Annotated in this window: 19 protein-coding genes; 16 read left to right on the top strand and 3 right to left on the bottom strand. The window is 40.2% G+C overall.

Annotation, left to right across the window (positions count from 1 at the left end; genetic code table 11):
* Positions 1-60 precede the first annotated feature (60 nt).
* The 7 genes from MKY77_RS12235 (at position 61) to MKY77_RS12205 (ending at position 7,392) form a co-directional block, all read left to right on the top strand.
* Positions 61-1,272, top strand: coding sequence for an argininosuccinate synthase (locus MKY77_RS12235; protein WP_339146096.1), 1,212 nt, complete (start codon positions 61-63; stop codon positions 1,270-1,272).
* A gap of 55 nt (positions 1,273-1,327) precedes the next feature.
* Entirely contained in the window at positions 1,328-2,698 is a 1,371-nt protein-coding gene (gene argH / locus MKY77_RS12230) for an argininosuccinate lyase (protein WP_339146095.1), read from the top strand.
* Between the two features lie 82 nt (positions 2,699-2,780).
* Entirely contained in the window at positions 2,781-3,302 is a 522-nt protein-coding gene (locus MKY77_RS12225) for a type 1 glutamine amidotransferase domain-containing protein (RefSeq protein ID WP_339146094.1), read from the top strand.
* A gap of 295 nt (positions 3,303-3,597) precedes the next feature.
* Positions 3,598-4,557: a Gfo/Idh/MocA family oxidoreductase gene (locus MKY77_RS12220; RefSeq protein WP_339146093.1), complete on the top strand. Its 960-nt coding sequence runs from the start codon at positions 3,598-3,600 to the stop codon at positions 4,555-4,557.
* 83 nt (positions 4,558-4,640) lie between these two features.
* Complete coding sequence (locus MKY77_RS12215; RefSeq protein ID WP_339146092.1) at positions 4,641-5,510, top strand: CAP domain-containing protein; 870 nt, start codon at positions 4,641-4,643, stop codon at positions 5,508-5,510.
* Positions 5,511-5,645: 135 nt separating this feature from the next.
* Complete coding sequence (locus MKY77_RS12210) at positions 5,646-6,509, top strand: dimethylarginine dimethylaminohydrolase family protein (RefSeq protein ID WP_339146091.1); 864 nt, start codon at positions 5,646-5,648, stop codon at positions 6,507-6,509.
* Between the two features lie 25 nt (positions 6,510-6,534).
* The gene (locus MKY77_RS12205; RefSeq protein WP_339146090.1) at positions 6,535-7,392 is read left to right on the top strand and encodes a YihY/virulence factor BrkB family protein; all 858 of its coding nucleotides are present in this window, start codon (positions 6,535-6,537) and stop codon (positions 7,390-7,392) included.
* A gap of 282 nt (positions 7,393-7,674) precedes the next feature.
* On the opposite strand, the gene MKY77_RS12200 is transcribed toward MKY77_RS12205, so the two are convergent.
* Together MKY77_RS12200 and MKY77_RS12195 are read right to left on the bottom strand one after the other, a co-directional pair.
* Positions 7,675-7,989 (bottom strand): hypothetical protein, encoded by a 315-nt coding sequence (locus MKY77_RS12200; protein WP_339146089.1) that lies wholly within the window; start codon positions 7,987-7,989, stop codon positions 7,675-7,677.
* Positions 7,990-8,109: 120 nt separating this feature from the next.
* Complete coding sequence (locus MKY77_RS12195) at positions 8,110-8,280, bottom strand: hypothetical protein (RefSeq protein ID WP_237662356.1); 171 nt, start codon at positions 8,278-8,280, stop codon at positions 8,110-8,112.
* A 239-nt stretch (positions 8,281-8,519) separates the two neighbouring features.
* Between MKY77_RS12195 and MKY77_RS12190 the strand changes: the two genes are divergently transcribed.
* The 3 genes from MKY77_RS12190 to MKY77_RS12180 all read left to right on the top strand — a co-directional run bounded on the left by MKY77_RS12190 (position 8,520) and on the right by MKY77_RS12180 (position 12,092).
* Positions 8,520-8,885, top strand: a complete 366-nt coding sequence (locus tag MKY77_RS12190; protein ID WP_339146088.1) for a hypothetical protein — start codon at positions 8,520-8,522, stop codon at positions 8,883-8,885.
* A gap of 114 nt (positions 8,886-8,999) precedes the next feature.
* Positions 9,000-11,189, top strand: a complete 2,190-nt coding sequence (locus MKY77_RS12185; protein WP_339146087.1) for an AAA domain-containing protein — start codon at positions 9,000-9,002, stop codon at positions 11,187-11,189.
* Positions 11,190-11,378: 189 nt separating this feature from the next.
* The gene (locus MKY77_RS12180) at positions 11,379-12,092 is read left to right on the top strand and encodes a DsbA family oxidoreductase (RefSeq protein WP_339146086.1); all 714 of its coding nucleotides are present in this window, start codon (positions 11,379-11,381) and stop codon (positions 12,090-12,092) included.
* A gap of 303 nt (positions 12,093-12,395) precedes the next feature.
* On the opposite strand, the gene MKY77_RS12175 is transcribed toward MKY77_RS12180, so the two are convergent.
* Positions 12,396-13,478 carry a citrate synthase/methylcitrate synthase gene (locus MKY77_RS12175; protein ID WP_339146085.1) on the bottom strand — a complete coding sequence of 361 codons (1,083 nt, stop codon included), beginning with the start codon at positions 13,476-13,478 and terminating at the stop codon, positions 12,396-12,398.
* Positions 13,479-13,588: 110 nt separating this feature from the next.
* Here MKY77_RS12175 and MKY77_RS12170 point away from each other — a divergent pair, with 110 nt between their 5' ends.
* The 6 genes from MKY77_RS12170 (at position 13,589) to MKY77_RS12145 (ending at position 18,953) form a co-directional block, all read left to right on the top strand.
* A complete protein-coding gene (locus MKY77_RS12170; protein WP_339146084.1) occupies positions 13,589-14,467 on the top strand; it encodes a LysR family transcriptional regulator in 879 nt (292 codons plus the stop codon).
* A gap of 70 nt (positions 14,468-14,537) precedes the next feature.
* Positions 14,538-15,155, top strand: a complete 618-nt coding sequence (locus MKY77_RS12165) for an NUDIX hydrolase (RefSeq protein ID WP_339146083.1) — start codon at positions 14,538-14,540, stop codon at positions 15,153-15,155.
* 355 nt (positions 15,156-15,510) lie between these two features.
* Positions 15,511-16,341, top strand: a complete 831-nt coding sequence (locus MKY77_RS12160) for an electron transfer flavoprotein subunit beta/FixA family protein (protein ID WP_339146082.1) — start codon at positions 15,511-15,513, stop codon at positions 16,339-16,341.
* Positions 16,338-17,360 carry an electron transfer flavoprotein subunit alpha/FixB family protein gene (locus MKY77_RS12155; RefSeq protein WP_339146081.1) on the top strand — a complete coding sequence of 341 codons (1,023 nt, stop codon included), beginning with the start codon at positions 16,338-16,340 and terminating at the stop codon, positions 17,358-17,360. Before MKY77_RS12160 ends, MKY77_RS12155 begins: the two co-directional genes overlap by 4 nt.
* A 1-nt stretch (position 17,361) precedes the next feature.
* Positions 17,362-18,657 carry an FAD-dependent oxidoreductase gene (locus MKY77_RS12150; protein WP_339146080.1) on the top strand — a complete coding sequence of 432 codons (1,296 nt, stop codon included), beginning with the start codon at positions 17,362-17,364 and terminating at the stop codon, positions 18,655-18,657.
* Positions 18,639-18,953, top strand: coding sequence for a 4Fe-4S dicluster domain-containing protein (locus MKY77_RS12145; protein ID WP_148986245.1), 315 nt, complete (start codon positions 18,639-18,641; stop codon positions 18,951-18,953). The genes MKY77_RS12150 and MKY77_RS12145 overlap by 19 nt, the downstream gene beginning before the upstream one ends.
* Positions 18,954-19,018: the final 65 nt, after the last annotated feature.

Here is a 19,018-nt window from a genome sequence, read left to right as displayed (position 1 = left end):
TACAATAAAATGTATAAAAATACAACATCTTAGATTTTTATACCAGAGGAGGAACTTTTAATGGGTAAAGAGAAAGTGGTATTAGCTTATTCCGGAGGACTTGATACCTCCGTTTCAGTTAAATGGTTACAGGAGAAATATGGGTATGATGTCATTGCCCTAGGATTGGATGTTGGTGAAGGAAAAGATCTTGAGTCCATCAGACAGAAGGCATTGGATGTTGGTGCAATCAAAGCAATTATGGTGGATGCAAAAGAGATGTTAGCAAATGACTATATTGTACCTGCACTGAAATCAAATGCAATGTATGAGGGAAAATATCCTCTGTCATCTGCCTTGTCACGTCCACTCATCTCCAAGCTGCTTGTTCAGGTGGCGGAAGAAGAGGGAGCAGTAGCAGTGGCACATGGTTGTACGGGAAAGGGGAACGATCAAGTTCGCTTTGAAGTATCCATCCAAGCTTTGAATCCGCAACTGAAAGTCATTGCACCTGTACGTGAGTGGGGGATGACTCGAGATGAGGAAATTGAATACGCGGTAAAACATAATATTCCCATTCCGGTGAATTTGGAAAATCCATTCTCCATTGATGCAAATATTTGGGGAAGAGCTTGTGAAGCGGGTGTATTGGAAAATCCATGGAATGAAGCACCTGAAGCTGCATTTGACTGGACTAATCCAATTGAGCTTACTCCAGACCAACCTGAATATGTGGAAATCACTTTTAATCAAGGGGTACCTGTTGCCTTAAACGATAAACAGATGGGACTTGTAGATCTAATTGAAGAATTGAATTTGCTTGGTGGAAAACACGGGGTCGGAAGAATCGATCATATTGAAAATCGTCTCGTCGGAATCAAATCCCGTGAAGTGTATGAAAACCCGGCAGCCCTCATTCTAATTCAAGCACACAAAGAGCTTGAATTCCTGACTCTTCCAAGAGAGGTAACCCAATTTAAAACGTCCATTGATGAACAAATGGCAAAGGTCATCTATGAAGGGCTTTGGTTTTCTCCATTAGTGAATGCCCTGGGAGCATTCATTGAGGAAACTCAGAAAAATGTAACAGGTAAGATTCGAGTGAAACTTCAAAAAGGGAATCACACAGTTGTAGGACGACAATCTCCATTTAGTCTTTATAATGAAGAGCTTGCAACCTATTCCAAAGGGGATATGTTCGACCACAATGCTGCAGTCGGCTTCATCAAACTATGGGGCTTGCCGACAAAAGTGTATGCAGAGATCCATAAAAAAGAAAAAGTGAGCCTATAAATGACTGGAACGAAATAAACAAGCTAGCAAGCCTACATGAAGAGGAGGAAACAACATGTCAAAGCTTTGGGGCGGACGTTTTACAAAAGAGACAAACAAACTAGTCGAAGAGTTTACAGCATCCATCGAGTTTGACAAAGAACTCGCACTTGAAGATATACAAGGAAGCATAGCTCATGTACAAATGCTGAGCGATTGCGGCATCATTTCTGAGGAAGACTCGGTCACAATCAAACATGGATTAAAAATGATCGAAAAAAAGATAGTGGCAGGAGAATTGGAATTCTCCGTTGCCCATGAAGATATCCATATGAATATTGAAAAGTTTTTAATTGATGAAATTGGACCGGTGGGAGGGAAGCTTCATACCGGAAGAAGCCGTAATGACCAAGTGGCAACAGATATGCACTTATATTTGAAAAAGCAAACACAAAGTATTATTTCGTTATTGACTGATGTCCAAAAATCCATCTTATTCAAGGCAAAAGAAAATATGCATACCATTCTTCCTGGATATACCCATTTGCAGCGTGCCCAGCCTGTATCTTTTGCCCATCACCTCATGGCTTATTTCTGGATGTTGGAACGAGACAAGGAACGGTTGCAGGATAGCTTAAAGCGAATCAACTGGTCACCGTTAGGGGCAGGGGCATTGGCCGGCACAACCTTTCCGATAGACCGTGAACAGACCGCATCCTTATTAGGGTTTGAAAGAGTTTACCCAAATAGCATGGATGCCGTCAGTGATCGTGATTTCATTGTAGAATTCCTTTCTCATGCATCATTGATCATGACGCATATATCACGCCTTTCGGAAGAATTGGTTGTCTGGTCGAGTCAGGAGTTTCAATTCATCGAACTTGACGATTCTTTCTGTACAGGGTCAAGTATCATGCCACAGAAGAAAAATCCGGACGTACCTGAACTCCTTCGCGCCAAAACCGGAAGAGTGTATGGAAATCTTGTTGGATTATTGACTGTCTTAAAAGGACTTCCACTGGCATACAACAAGGATATGCAGGAAGACAAGGAGGGAATGTTCGATACAGTAAAAACGCTTGATGGTTCATTAAGACTACTTGCGCCAATGATTGAAACGATGACTGTGAATCAGGAGAATATGTTTGCAGCTGTCTCCCAGGATTTCTCGAACGCAACAGATATTGCTGATTACCTGGTGACAAAAGGGCTTCCCTTTAGACAGGCTCATGAAATTATCGGCAAAATTGTTCTTTACGCCATCAACCAGGATAAATATCTCCTCGGGCTTTCCATAGAAGAATATCAACAATTTTCTCCTTTGTTTACGGAAGACATTTTTGAGATCCTTCAACCAAAACATGTTGTGGGTGCTCGTAAAAGTGAAGGCGGAACATCTTTTGAACAAGTGAAAAATCAACTTGCTTTAGCTGAACAGCATATTTAATGTAGTTATGCTTTTTAGAATTTGCAAAACCGCCAGCCCTCCTTCACAATGTAAATATACCATTGTGAAGGAGGTTTTTCATTTGACTTTACATAACAAAAAAGTGATTCAATTAGTCAGCGATGAATTTGAGGATTTAGAACTATGGTATCCTGTGTTGCGCTTGCGTGAAGAAGGAGCTGAGGTCGTTATTGCTGGTGAAAAGGCGGGCACTACTTATGTCGGAAAATATGGTGTGCCCATTCAATCCGACATCTCTTTTCATGATGCCGACCCAAACGATTTTGACGCCATTCTGGTGCCTGGGGGCTGGTCCCCTGATAAACTAAGAAGATATGATGATATAATTGCTATGGTTCGCACGATGAATGATCAACAGAAACCAATTGGCCAAATCTGTCATGCCGGCTGGGTACTCATTTCTGCTAAGATTCTCCAAGGAAAGAAAGTTACCAGTACTCCAGGCATTAAAGATGATATGATGAATGCAGGGGCAGAATGGGTAGATGAAGCGGTAATCGTGGACGGCAACATCGTCTCCAGCCGAAGACCACCAGACCTTCCCGATTATATGAGAGAATTTATCCGTGTATTGGCTGACTAAAGGTAAACCTTGTTGAACAAGACAGCTTTCACACAGAAAGCTGTTAGACTGTTGACAAACTATAAACTAGTTAGGTTATCTGTTGGAAGAGTTGATCTCCGTTGCAGGAGCTTCGCTTTCCGCGGGCAGTCCGGAAGCCTCCTCGGGCTACGCCCTGCGGGGTCTTCCATGTCCTTTCCTCCCGCAGGAGTCTGCGCTCCTTCCACTGCGATCAACTGAGAATTTCATTATTTTAAGCTTTGTCTACACACTGACAGCTTTCACACAGAAAGCTGTTTTTTATAGGGGGAAAAACATGAAAAGTATTTATAATGTAGGAATTGTCGGTTTAGGAGTAGTCGGCCAACGACTGATTTCAGAATTTAAAAAACACTCAAACATCCATATAATAGCACTATGTGATTTTAATCAAGAACTTATACAAGAAACAGCACAACATTGTGAAGGTGCCCATTGTTTTTCAGACTTTCATGAATTACTACGACTCGAAGAAATTGATTTTGTCTATATAGCAGTTCCACCTGCTGTCCATTATCAAGTGGTCATGGCGGCTTTTCAGAATAATAAGCATGTGCTTTGTGAAAAGCCATTGGCCAATTCCGAGCAAGAAGCACTAGAGATGCTATCTGCTGCTGAAAAATCAGGGTTGTTACATGCCATGCATTTTCCGCTTGTTTATGAACAAGCTTATGCCACCATTGATAAAAAGTTAAGTGAAAATGCTTTCGGAGAAATAAAACGTATTACTCTAAAAATGCATTTTGAGCGCTGGCCAAGACCTTGGCAACAGACAAACTGGATAAATAGCCGTCTACAGGGTGGTTTTATAAGGGAAATATCTCCCCATTATCTACAATTAATCCTCCATTTTTTTGGACAAGTAAAAGAAGTTTCCAGCTCCATCGATTTTCCTGAGAACCCTGAACTTAGCGAGCAAGGAGTAATTGCGACGTTGAAACTTGAAAATGGAGTGCAAGTACTTATCGATGGTCTTGTAGGGCAGGCTGAAAAAGAAGAAATAGCCTTTACGATTCACGGTTCGAAACAAAGCTTGTCATTAATAAACTGGAGGCAAGTGAACATTGCTACCAAAGGGGAGGGATGGACCGAACTAGATGAGTCTTTATTGGTACCTTCAAACATTTCATTAGTCGAAGAATTTGTAAAAAAGTTAAACAAGCAGGAAGCAAAAGTAGTCGGATTTGATCAAGGGTTACGTATACAAGAAGTGTTGGAGAAGTTAATCGAACAATAACCGTTTCCAGAGAATATCTCTTTTTCATCTTTTTTACCAATAATACTTTCCACTAAAAAAGCAAAACTAAGGAAGTATTAACGATGAAAAGGAGATGTACCATGAAAAAATTTATTAAAATCACGACTATCACTGCCTTTGCATTATCTTTGATGGTAGGTTGTAATAACAATACTGCAAACGATAATATGGATAATAACAACACGGCATTCAACGGTAATGGCTATGGTAACGGAATAACTCATGTTAGAAATGATGCAAGAGGGAAGGGTCAAAGCGCCGATGTCCAAGAAATTAACAACGGATACTTAACGATTGATCAAAACTCGTTTAGCACTTCTATTCCAAGTGAAGAGTTTCCGCATGTTGAAAAGTTCCAACAGCAGGGACCGTTTGCTATCTATAAATTCCAGCAAGAAGCACCTCAGGGTCAACCTGAACAAGGACAAGCACCTCAAGGTCAGCCTGAACAAAGGCAAGCACCACAAAATGAGCAAGCCGCACCTCCAGAAAACCAGCCAGCTGAAGAACCTACTGAAGATAATCAGCAACAAGCTGAAGAATCCACAGAAGGTATTTCTGAAACAGAAATGAAAGTAATTGAGCTTACGAATGCTGAACGCCGTAAGAATGGCCTTTCAGATCTCAAAGCTGACGCTTCTTTAAGTAATGTGGCACGTGACAAGTCGAAGGATATGCAAACAAACAATTACTTCTCACATACAAGTCCAACACACGGATCTCCTTTTGATATGATGAGGGATTATGGGATCTCCTACAATACAGCTGGAGAGAATATTGCAATGGGCCAACGTTCTCCTGAAGAAGTCGTTCAGGCTTGGATGAATAGTGAAGGTCATCGTAAGAATATATTAAACGGTGAGTTTACACATATCGGTGTTGGATATGTTGAAGAAGGTAACTATTGGACACAGATGTTTATCGGAAAGTAAATAAATAATATTGAAAAGCAAATTTAATTACTATAATTAGATTTGCTTTTTATTATATAAAAAGGTTTAGTCAATTCTCGGTTGAGGGAATACACATCATAGAACATACATATAAGTTGATCGGAGGATTTTAAATTGACGATAAACCTTGAACAAACCAATCATGCGATAAGACATACATGCACAAGTGAATTCGGTGAATTAAAGAAGGTGGTTGTTTGCCCACCGACACATATGAGTATCAGCGAAATTATTAACGAAACCCAAAAACATTACGCCGAAGACAACATTGATGAGACATTGGCATCCAAGCAACACCGTACTTTCGTTCAAACAATGCTTGCCAATGGAATTGATGTTTACAGTCTTCCACCTTCCGATACATTGCCTGAACAAGTATTTACCAGAGATATCGGATTTACGCTAGGTGACACTGTTTTTATCTCCCATATGGGAAGTGATATCAGAACTGGGGAGGAAGAAATCCTTAAATCATGGTTAGGGGAAAACCATTCTTCCTTTACCGCGTTATCCGGCCATAGTGTGGAGGGCGGAGATGTGATGATTGACCGTGATATTGTCTATGTGGGAATAAGCGGGAGGACAAGTTCTGAAGGCTTGGATAAGATAAGTAGTGCACTTCCTGAATATACGGTGTATCCAATTCCTATCAAACAATCTTACCTCCATCTTGACTGTGTATTCAACGTCATCTCCCCAACGGAAGCGTTGATTTACACTCCTGCGCTAAGAGAACAGGAAATCGAATTTTTATCCAAACGGTATGAATTGATCGAAGTAACCAAGGAGGAACAATTCACGATGGGGACCAATGTCCTTTCCATTGGGAACAAAAAGATTTTCAGTCTTCCCTGTAACATAAATGTAAATGCACAGCTTAGAAAAAGGGGATATGAAGTCCTAGAAGTGGATATCTCTGAAATCATCAAGTCCGGTGGTTCTTTCAGATGCTGTACACTACCATTATTAAGAAAATAGCCACCCGGAAAGGAAGGGGAAATTAATGGGCCGCCTTATTAGATTTTTAAAAAGACTAGGAAACGAAATGAAAAAAGACAGAGCAACAGGACTAGCGGCAGAACAAGCATACTACTACATGCTCTCAGTGTTCCCCTTACTGGTTTTAGCACTTTCTATTATTCCGTATCTAAACATTGATCCACAGAAAGTCATTGAATTTCTTCAAACTATAATGCCTCCAGAAACTGTTTCGGTTTTTGAAGAGAACATAAATGATTTCGTGAACAAACCTAATGGAGGATTATTGACTGTTGGAATATTAGGGACCATCTGGTCAGCATCAAATGGGATGAATGCATTTATCGGCGCCATGAACCAAGCTTTCAACGTAGAAGAAACCAGACCTTTCTACCTTGTAAGATTACTATCCATCGGGCTCACCATCGGTTTGATATTTGCCTTTCTGATTGCTTTTTTCCTTCCCGTGTTCGGAGGAATCATTATCGGTCAACTGGAAAATATAATAAATATTCCGGGAAGCACTGCTATCATTCTTAATGTACTGAGGTTCATTATCGCATTTTTCGTTATTTTTACCATTATTACTACACTCTATAGAATTGCACCAAATGTGAATAAAACGCTCAAGGAGCTTTTTCCTGGCGCGATTGTGGCAACTATTATCTGGCAAATGGTTTCCATCGGGTTTTCATTTTATGTAAGTAGTTTTGGTAATTATTCAGCAACTTACGGAAGTCTAGGTGGAGTCATTATTCTTATGCTTTGGCTATTTTTAACTGGACTCGCCCTTGTTATAGGTGGAGAAATCAATGCAATATATCACAAGGACAGATTGCGCACTGAGATAGATTATCATGAAGAAAAATTTACAGCCCTCTAAACAAACAGTCTGAAACCGACCATGCTGGTTGGTTTCAGACCGTTGACAAACTATAAACTAGTTAGGTTATCTGTTGGAAGAGTTGATCTTCATTGCAGGAGCTTCGCTTTCCACGGGCAGTCCGGAAGCCTCCTCGGGCTACGCCCTGCAGGGGTCTTCCATGTCCTTTCCTCCCGCAGGAGTCTTCGCTCCTTCCACTGCGATCAACTAGAGAATTTCATTATTTTAAGCTTTGTTTACAAAATGAAACCGACCATGCTGGTCGGTTTCATTTTAGTCTTACTATAAACCACGTTCATACTCATTTAACTTTTGTTTGGAACTACTTTTAAAAATATTTGGCAGCTTTTTTATTTCAGCCAGTGTAAAAGTGAAAACCGACTTTTTCCAATCGATATCATTTTTGATGGCTTCTTGTTTGTTTTTCATTTGTTCCACTTGCTCTTGTATGGCATTGTTTTCTTCCTGCATTCTTTCCCCAACCGAGCTGAAAAAAGAGAAGGTCGGTTGTGTTTTTTTCTTGAATTTAATAACGGAGAAAATCATTAAGCAGGCTGAAACAATTAGTATACCAATACTTACATATACAAATATCATTTTCATTCCTCCAAAGGGTATTTTATTATCGTTACCCGTTTAAGAAATAAAAATAACAAAAAAAGAAACCTAAGCAGGGTGTGCAAGACTTCTTCTGTTACATCATGTTAATTTGTAAGTTTAACTAGGTCTAATCTCTTCTTCAAAATAAAAAGTTTTAGGGTTTTCTTTTATTGTGTAGGAGTATCTTTTTAAATTGGGGACATAGTTGAATTTTAAGATGGTAACTTCTTCGCCAGTGCTTTTTAGAATGACTTTCTCATTGTCTTGGAACTTGTTTTTTTGTTTCATTAGTGTTCCTTCTTTCCATTTGGAATTTCTAATCATTTTTTCATTATCTCATAAACCTGCGCATTTTCCCACTTAATCTGTAAATATATTTTCAGTTGATAGCGTATAATTATAGAAAATGGTGGTAGAAATTGGCTTAAGGGGTTACACTATAAAGATAAGGTAAGTTCCTTTGGTATCCTGGTGTTAAGATTCACCGTCTAAAGGTGTGAAGCCGACACACAGAGAGGATGACCTATATGTCATGTCTATTGTTCCAAGCAAAAGCTGGAGATGGGATCAAAAAAAGAGGATTGAAAAGATCTGATACTTTTTTGGGCACTGCTGAGGATGCTGTTTCAGAAGCGCTTGGATTAAAAGAAAGAATGGATAAAACCTACAAAAATAATATTACATGGGACTATGAAGAACTTTTGAAAGGTTCTACTACTAAAGTGAAAATCCTTAAAGGGTATCTAGATGGGGACAAAACCTCCAACCCATTTTATCTTGAAATTTCCACACTGGAAAGTGCTGATAAAACTGCGGTTGCTCCTATTAAACCCAAGAAAATTAGCAAGCAGGATAAGAAAGTATTAAAGAACGTAGTAAGTTTTTACAAATAAGATAGCCAGGATTCAGCAACTCTAGGTTGCCAGAATCCTTGGCTTTTTTATTTTTTTTGTGTTTGTGATATAGTTTGGAAATGAAAATTCACAAATTACTAAAGGAAGAGCTGAATGAAGACCTCATCATACATAAAAGAGTGGAAAAAAGCTTTACAGGCTGAAATACAACATTTAAAGAAATATGGAAGCACAAAGTATCTTATTAAAAATGGTCATCTTGTGACGAAAGATAACACCTTCACATATTTTTTCGAGACCAATACTTCTGTACGAATCCCTGTGGGTTCGCAAGTGAAAGTGGAGTGGGGTGGAATAAATACAGAAGGGAAGATTCTTTCTTCTGAAGGGAAAAACGTCATCATTTCATTTCAAGAATCGTTAGGGGACATGATTACAGAAGCATATCTTTTTCATGATCCATGGGAATTACTGGACCAGCTGATCCAAAGGCTGGATGAAATAAAAGAAAGTAAGAAAAAAAGGGCACGTATTAATAGGTTGATGAATCCGGTTAATGTGACAAACCATCCAACGGATATCATTAAAAGCAATGTTCATGAATTGATTCTTCGCTCAAAATACAACCCTGTCACCTTTGTATGGGGGCCTCCCGGAACTGGAAAGACTTATACCTTGGCCAGGGTTGCCGCAAATAAATATTTTAAAAAGAAAAAAGTTTTGCTACTTTCTCACAGCAATCAATCTGTAGACGTACTTATGCGAGAAATTTCATCGTTCCTTTCCAAAAAAGAACGATACACGGAAGGAGATGTGCTTAGGTACGGATCCCATAACAGTGAACTGTTGTCAGACCTTCCAGCCATCACTTCATCACAGATACTGCAAAGCCGAGACCCGAGGCTTGCAGAAGAAAGGGATAAAGTGATAGAAGAAAGAAAGTATTTAAAAATGGATTTATCCAAATCTTTCAGTAAGCGGGATTCTGAAAGCTTACTGAAACTTGAATCGAAGGTTGCGAGAATACTGGAGAAAATTCGTCACAAGGAATTGGAATTTTTACAGGATGCTTACATTACCGGAACTACACTGGCCAAAGCGGCCATGGATCCTGCAATATATGAAAAGGATTATGATGTTATCATTTTGGACGAAGCTAGTATGGCGTATGTTCCACAAGCTGCTTTTGCAGCATCTATGGCTAAAAATATTATTATTTGTGGAGATTTTAAACAACTTCCTCCTATTGCATCTGCAAGACATGAACTAGTGGGAAAATGGTTAAGAGAGGATGTCTTCCACCGTACAGGAGTTGCGGATAGTGTGCATTCATCAGAATTGCATCCCCAATTATTTTTACTACAAGAACAGCGTAGGATGCACCCTGACATATCCTCTTTTACAAATAAATATATTTATCACTCTCTTGTAGGTGATCATCCAAGTGTCTCGAGAGCTAGAATTCATATAGCAAGACAGCGACCTTTTCCCGATAAAGCGTCAATACTTTTAAGTACCAGTTTTACTGGAGAGCATGCTTTTGTAGAAAATATCAGCAAATCCCGCATAAATCTTTGGCACCTACTACAATCATTTCAATTGATTCATGAAGCATATATGGATGGAGCACGATCAATCGGTTATATTTCTCCATATCGAGCACAGGCACAATGGATGGACATCCTGCTACAAGACTTATATCAACATGAAAAAGAAACGGCGGATATCATGGCAGCTACGGTTCATCGCTTCCAAGGGAGCGAGCGGGATGTCATCATTTTCGACTCGGTTGATAGCTATCCTCTTGAGAGACCAGGGATGTTGTTAATAGGGAAAGAAAGTGAGCGTCTCTTGAACGTTGCCGTAACAAGAACCAAAGGCAAGTTTGTTCATATCAGTGACACTCACTTTATTAAAAGAAATGTATCTTCCAAAAAAATGATCAGAAAGCTAGTTGAGTTTCAGGAAAAATCTCAACTCCAGGTACATCCACATGAAATAGGAACTTGGATTAAGCATCAACACCACAGGGTTCAGTGGCAGCATGCCAGAAAATGGGAAAGAGTTTTGGAAGATATGAAACAAGCACACACCTTGATTTTAATAGGTTTACCCGATCAAGCTGGCCTTCCCGAAGAGTGGGAAAACACACTTAAGAAATGTAAGGTAAGAGTTTCGAGAGTATCTGGTGAAGTAAGCTTTCCTTTTGTTATGATTGACAATCGAATTCTTTGGCTTGGAATACCGGTAGAAGCAACCCGGAATACAAAGCCTCCTTATGTAAGCGTGAGGGTAGACTCTGAAGCATTATGCAGGGAGTTCATCCATCAGGTTGGAGGTTAGACTGTCAATGGGCACGTTGAGAGGTCTGTTTTATTGGATGAAAGGTCTCGTTTTATGTCTAAACTCACAAAGTTATTATAGAAATACATCAACTCGTACGGGTAGTCTGTTGAAGCATGCATATTGTAAGAGCTTTTCCGCACATTATGATATGATAATACATACTAGTTCAGGAAAAGAGGTGCAACGATGAAAATAGAAATCTGGTCTGATTATGTTTGTCCTTTCTGCTATATCGGTAAACGAAGATTGGAGAAAGCATTAGAAGATTTCCCACACAAAGATAAAATAGATATCGAATTCAAGAGCTTTGAATTAGATCCCAATGCAAAGCGTGATACTGATATGAACTTATATGAAATACTTGCTAAAAAATACGGAATGCCTGTGGAAGAGGCAAAGCGGATGAGTGCAGGAGTTGCAAAACAGGCGTCTGAGGTCGGGTTGCAATTTCACTTTGATACATCCATTCCAACTAACACGTTTGATGCACACCGCCTAGCAAAATATGCGGAGACTCAAGGTAAAGCGAAAGAAGCAACAGAAAGTCTTCTTAAAGCTCATTTTACTGAATCCAAGCATATTGGCGATAAAGGCTATTTAAAGGAATTAGGGGTAAGCTTAGGGTTGAATGCTGCAGAAGTAGAAGATGTGTTAGCAGGGAATGCCTTTGAAGAAGATGTTCGTTTTGATCAAAGGGAAGCAAAAGAGATTGGCGTTCAGGGAGTCCCGTTCTTTGTGTTAAACAGCAAGTATGCCATATCCGGAGCCCAGCCTCCGGAAGTATTCGCAGAAGCTTTGGCCAAAGTATGGGAAGAGGAAAATGAAAAGCCGAAATTACAAAATTTTGAGTCCAAAAACAAAAGTGAAACATCTTATTGCTCGGATGATTGCTGTGAGTAAATGAAGCGGTGGATGCTTGTTGGAGCCAGAACCTTTTTATGAGGGTTCTGGCTTTTTTGAGGTGAGGGATTGGAGGAGTGTATGAGAATCAGGAAGAACCTACTAATGAGGGGGGATGAAGACACAATAGACTTGGATTTTTTGATGGGAGTGTCTTCGTTGAAGCGATGAAGACAATTTCAAGGTGTATTTGTCGTTAAAAGTGTCTTCATTATCAATTTAATAGATTATAATATTGTTATGTAAACAAGTAATTTTCAGAAAAAATAAAGCGCCTTATCTCTAAAAGGCGCCAGATAAAAACTAGTTCCCTACATACCTCGACATCGGCCGATAAATCATATTATCTTCTGCTTGTTCTAAAACATGTGCGGTCCAGCCAACCATTCGACTTGCTGTAAAAGTTGGCGTAAATAGGGAACCATTAAAATTAATAGCTTTCATAATGGCTGCAGCATAAAACTCCACATTTGTATATAATCCTCTTCCTGGCTTAAGCTCTTTTAACACTTCCACTGCCGCACTTTCTACCTCTAATGCCAAGTCAAGCCATTCATCTTTTCCTACAAGCCTTAATAATGTTTCTTTTAGTGCGATGGAGCGGGGATCATGAGTTTTGTATACTCGATGTCCAAAACCCATTAACTTTTCTCCTGCTAAAATTTTATCTCGCAAGTAAGAATGTTTTTCCTTTACTTCTTTCAATTCATTTAACAATAATAGTACCTCTGAGGGAGCCCCGCCATGAAGTGGCCCTTTCATTGTCCCGACCGCAGAAGTCACCGCAGATACCAGGTCCGATTCGGTAGATGCAGTTACTCTTGCAGAAAAGGTGGAGGCATTCATCCCATGTTCCATTGTTAAGATCATATAAGTTTCTAATGCACGTATATGCTCTGGTCTAGCTTTGTCCCCATCTAACATATGCAAATAGTTTTCGACATGCCCATTTTCTTCACTAGGAGGAATAATTTCTTTTCCATCTAATATCCTTTTTCGATAGGCGATGATTGTAGGTACAATTGCTGTGAGTTTCATTGCCTCTTCAACCGTTGGCTTCCACGTCATCGATGGGTTCCCTGCACTTGACAATACCGTTCTAATCACACTCATCATATCCATTTCTTCCGGGAGAATATACAAAACCTTTTTCATAGTAGAAGAGAGAGACCTGTAGGATGCAAAATTGGATTTAAACTTCTTTAACTGTTCACTAGAAGGCAGCTCACCAAACCATAATAGATGAGCAATCTCCTCAAAAGAATAAGTAGTTGAGAAGTCTCTAATCTCATATCCTCGATATACTAAACGACCATTAGAACCATCCACTTCACTAATCCGGGTTTCCGCAGCTATGACACCCTTTAACCCCTTTTGAAAACTCATTATCCATCACCCTTTCTTTTGTTATCTTTATTCTATAAAATAAGAATGATTATGAATATTAAATATTATTAAATGAATTGATTAATAAAAATAATCAGGAGTGAATTCTATTGGACCTTAACTGGGTTAGAACCTTTATAATTGCTGCAGAAAACAATAATTTTAGAAAAACAGCAGAACTTCTCTATATTTCACAGCCAACAGTAACTGTACATATTAAGCAATTGGAAAAAGAAGTCGGAGCAGACCTGTTTGAGCGTTATGGAAGAAAAGTGATCCTGACAGAGGCAGGAAGGAAGTATTTGAAACACGCGAAGAGATTACTCTCCCTTCATGAGGAGGGAATAGAAGATCTTCATACCTTTCAACAGGGTTTCACCTCCCAATTAACAATTGGCATATCACCAATAATTGCAGATACCATTCTACCTTACGTTTTAAAAAAGTTTCTAGAAACACATCCCACTATAGAGATTAACGTTCGGATTATTGAATCAATTAATATTGAACAGGCCGTGGAAGGGGAGGAAGTGGATATTGGCTTCTCCTGCCTGCCAAAAAGGGATAGGGACTTGTTCTGCTATCTTCTTTATGATGACCCATTGGTTCTTGTGGTTCCGCATGATGGATTTGATTCTGAAACGGGCAATCCTTTAGAGGAAGAAGACATGTTCCAACACCATACATTATTGACACATAACCATCCAGGTTACTGGGATGAATTATGTCAACAGATAAAAGTAATATATCCTTTTTCGAAAATGATGAAAGTATCTCAGACTCATATAACTAAACGGTTTATTATTGAGGGGCTGGGCATGTCGATTTTGCCTAAATCAACTGTAAGAAGAGAGTTGTTAGAAGGTAGGTTTCTTGAAGTAGACTGTCGCAACATAAGTCTTCCCGGGGCACAAACGTATGCACTGATAAAGTATGAGCATTCCATTCAGAAGGAATTTTTAAGCTTTCTTTCTAAGTATAGAATTTAACTATTTAATAGAGGGTTATTCAAAAAAATAGAGAAGTAGGTTTAGAGTCAAAAAAGGAAGGAGTTTCGATATGTCAGACAAATGGATGGATTGGGCAAAACAAATACAAGCAATAGCACAGGCAGGCTTAACATACTCTAAGGATATCTATGATATAGAACGTTTTGAACAATTAAGGGATATGAGTGTAGAAATGATGTCAGAGCAGACAGGTGAGGATAAAAAGAAAATAAGGGACTTGTTTGCCAATGAAACGGGTTACCAAACTCCAAAAGTAGATATACGTGCAGTTGTTTTTAAAGAGGGAAGGCTACTGCTTGTAAAGGAGAGGCAAGATAAAGGTTGGTCGCTTCCCGGCGGATGGGCAGATATTGGGTTTTCTCCTACAGAAGTTGCAATAAAAGAAGTGTTTGAAGAATCCGGTTTTCATGTAAAAGCTACAAAGTTACTGGCTGTGCTGGACAAGAAGTGCCATCCTCATCCGCCATCTCCTTATCATGTATATAAAATATTTATCGCATGTGAAATTATTGGAGGTGAAGCGCGTTCAGGTATCGAGACTTCCAATGTAGCATTTTTTCATAAGAACGAACTCCCCACTCTTTCCATAGACAGAAATACTGAATCTCAAATTATGCAGATGTTCGATCAGTACGATAACCCAGCAGAAGAAGTACAGGTAGATTAACAAGGCTCTTTTCTCAAAGATCGTTGCTATTCCCATGTGAAAAAGTTGGCATTTGGACTTTTCACTGCTTACATAATTTTGAACAGGGAAAGGGCACGACAGTAAGTAAAATAAGGGATGACTTGAATATACGAAAAACAACAAAGTATACGAAAACAGCCATTCACAAAAACCAGACATTACTCCCCACAATTGAGGAGTAATGTTTTTTCTTTTGCACCAGCTTGTCAACAAATCTATAAAAATCGGTATTTTCTCTTAAATAACTTTATATAGTAATAGTAGTGGGACGAATATACATTACTCATCATGAACTTATTCACCAAATAGATTAAGAGGGCAGGAGGGAATAGATTTGCTTCACATTGTTGCCTGTATAAAGCAAGTACCCGATACGAAAGTAATTAAGATGAATCCGAAAACGAATACGATGGACCGAGCAAGTGCACCGGCGATATTAAATCCTTATGATGCCCACGCGGTAGAAGAGGCTGTCCGCCTGAAAAATAAACATGGAGGATGTGTATCGGTCGTCACGATGGGTCCACCACCAGCAGTCAAAGCCATTAGGAAATGTATAGAGATTGGTGCGGATGAGGGGTATATGATTTCAGACAGAGCTTTTGCCGGAGCGGACACGTTAGCAACCAGTTACGCACTGACAAAGGCAATCAATAAAATCAGTGAAATCAAACCGATCGATTTAATTATCTGTGGGAAAATGACCATTGACGGTGATACAGGACAAGTAGGGCCCGGCATTGCCCGGCGTCTTGATATCCCCCCATTGACGTCTGTCAATAAAGTCGTCGAAATCCAAAAAGAGGATGGCTATATGGTGGTTCATAGGAAACTTGAAGATGGTCATGAAGTCGTAAAGACTACACTGCCTTGCTTGCTTTCCGTAGAAAAGGAAATTAACGAAGTTCCATACTCTACTTTTCCAAATATGCTTAAGGCTGCACGCTATCAACCTGTCATCTGGTCTGTTAATGATTTAGAGGATATCGACCGGAAACAGCTAGGTTTAAAGGGCTCCCCAACCATTGTTGCAAAAGTTTGGGCCCCACCCAAACCAGAGGGTGGAAAGCTATTTGAGGGCAACTCGGACGAACAGGTACAACAGTTGCTTTCGGTGGTGTTGGAAAAGAAAGAGTTGTTTACAGAAATGAGGGGATCAAAGTGAGTTTTGAGGATTATAGCGGGGTCTGGGTTTTCATTGAAGAAAATGAAGGGAAGATTGCACCGGTTTCCTTGGAACTGCTTGGGGCCGGGCGAACGCTTGCGGACAAACGTGGGGTGGAGCTTGCTGGCATAATGATTGGTGAAAATGTGACAGGACTTGCTGATACAATTTTTGAATATGGAGCAGACACGGTTTATGTATATGATCAACCGATCTTTAAGCTCTATCGTACTGAATCTTTTATGAAAGCATTACTTCATTGCAGTGAAAAGTACAAGCCAGAAATCATTCTGTACGGGGCCACATCGACCGGAAAAGATCTTGCAAGTGCCGTGGCGACAGATCTTCCAACGGGCTTAACTGCTGACACAACCGAACTGGATGTGGAAGAGGATACAGGACTCCTTTTGGCAAGCCGTCCGGCATTCGGGGGCAATATCATGGCGACCATCCTCTGTAAAAAGTACCGACCACAAATGGCGACTGTCCGTCCGAAAGTGATGAAAGCTCTGCAACCTGAGAAGGGTCGCAACGGTAAGTTAGTTCCAGAGCAAATTGATATAAAAGAAGAAGATATGCGGACAAAAGTTTTAAAGATTGTAAGGGAAACCACCAAGAAAATAAGAATAGATGAAGCGGATATTGTCGTGGCAGGAGGAAAAGGTCTTGGAAGTGAACAAGGATTTGAACTTGTCCATCAACTTGCAAGAACGCTTGGAGGAGTGGTTGGTGCGAGCCGTGATGTAGTAGAAGCGGGCTGGATCGGGCACCATCATCAGGTCGGACAGACAGGAGTAACGGTAACACCAAAGATTTATTTTGCCATAGGTATCTCCGGTGCCATCCAGCATATTGTGGGAATGAAGAATTCAGGAATAATTATCGCCATTAATAAAGATCCTGATGCGGCCATTTTCAATTCTTGTCATTATGGGATCGTCGGTGATGCTTTCGAAATCGTACCTTTGCTAGTAAAGGAATTTCATAAAGCTTTACACGGAGAGGAGGTCGAGGTTTAATATGCCGGAAAAGTTTGATTGTATCGTGGTTGGGGCAGGGCCAGCGGGTATCTCTTGTGCATATGAACTCGCTAAGGGCGGTGCGAATGTTCTTTTGTTGGAAAGAGGGGAATACCCTGGGTCTAAAAATGTAATGGGCGGAGTTTTATACAGAAAGATGATGGAGGATATTATTCCAGAATTTCATAAAGAAGCCCCGCTTGAAAGGCCAATTGTCGAGCAACGTTTTATGATGATGGACAAGGAATCAGCCGTTACATTCGGTTACAAAGGCCTAGAGTGGGCACAGGAACCATATAATAATTTTACCGTCCTAAGGGCAAAGTTTGATCAATGGTTTGCAGGTAAAGCGGTGGAGCAGGGAGCATTACTTGTTAATGAAACGGTGGTACTAGAGTGTATCGTTGAAAACGGAAAAGTGGTGGGGGTAAGGACGGATAGGCCTGACGGTGAGGTCTATGCGGATGTAGTGGTCCTTGCAGATGGAGTGAATTCCTTACTCGGTAAATCGCTTGGTTTCCACAAGGAATACCGGCCTGATGAAGTGGCCCTTGCCACAATGGAAATCATTAAACTAGACAGTAAGGTAATTGAAGACCGCTTTAATCTGGAAAAGAACCAAGGTTGTACCATTGAGCTTTTGGGAGATGCCACGAGAGGTATTCTTGGTACAGGATTTCTGTATACCAATAAAGACACTTTAAGTATCGGGGTCGGAACACTTCTATCTGGATTAATCGAGCATAAAATAAGACCATATGAACTGTTGGAGTATGTGAAGACACATCCAATGGTCCGACCGTATCTTGCTGGCGGGGAACCTGTTGAATACTTGGCCCATCTGATTCCTGAAGGTGGATTGAAATCAATGGGACGTATCGTGGCTGATGGGGTATTAGTGGTAGGGGACGCGGCACAGCTCGTGAATGCCATCCACCGTGAAGGATCGAACCTTGCCATGACCTCCGGAAGGTTAGCGGCCGCCACTATTCTTGAAGCCATGTCAGTCGGAGATTTTTCCGAACGAACGCTGGATCAATATAGGGTCAACCTCATGAAGAGCTTTGTTGGTCAGGATATGAAAAAATACAAGGATTCCACCCATCACTTTAATAAGTTTCCACAGTACTTCGACCAGTACATCCCGATGGTCAACCGTGCAGCCAGCCAGATGTTTACAGTTGATGGTAAATCGAAATGGGAGAAGCAGAAAAAGATATGGAAGGATCTTGGCTCACCAAAAGAAAAACTCAAACTAGCCCGAGACGCATACAGGGCATGGAAGGTGATGAAATAATGAGTGAACAGAAAAAGGGTCAGTCTATCGAAGAAAAACAATATCTTGTTCGTTTCAACGCCGATACCAAATCTCACTTGACCGTGATGGATGAAGACATATGTTTGACTAAATGTCCCGATAAAATTTGTACTATTTTTTGCCCTGCGGAAATTTACAAATGGGAGAATATTAGAATGCATGTAGGTTATGAGGGATGTCATGAGTGTGGAAGCTGCCGAATAGGTTGTCCTCATCAGAATATTAAATGGGAATATCCTAAAGGCGGTCATGGAATAGTGTTCCGTTTAGCTTAAAAGTCTACCGCATTAGCGGTGGGCTTTTTTGTGGGAATTGGTAAAGAAAGGAGTACAGAAGGAGG

The organism is Sutcliffiella sp. FSL R7-0096 (genome assembly GCF_038595065.1).
GTDB lineage: Bacteria > Bacillota > Bacilli > Bacillales > Bacillaceae_I > Sutcliffiella_A.
Note: the sequence above shows the minus strand (reverse complement) of the source record. Positions and strands in the feature narration are given on the sequence as shown.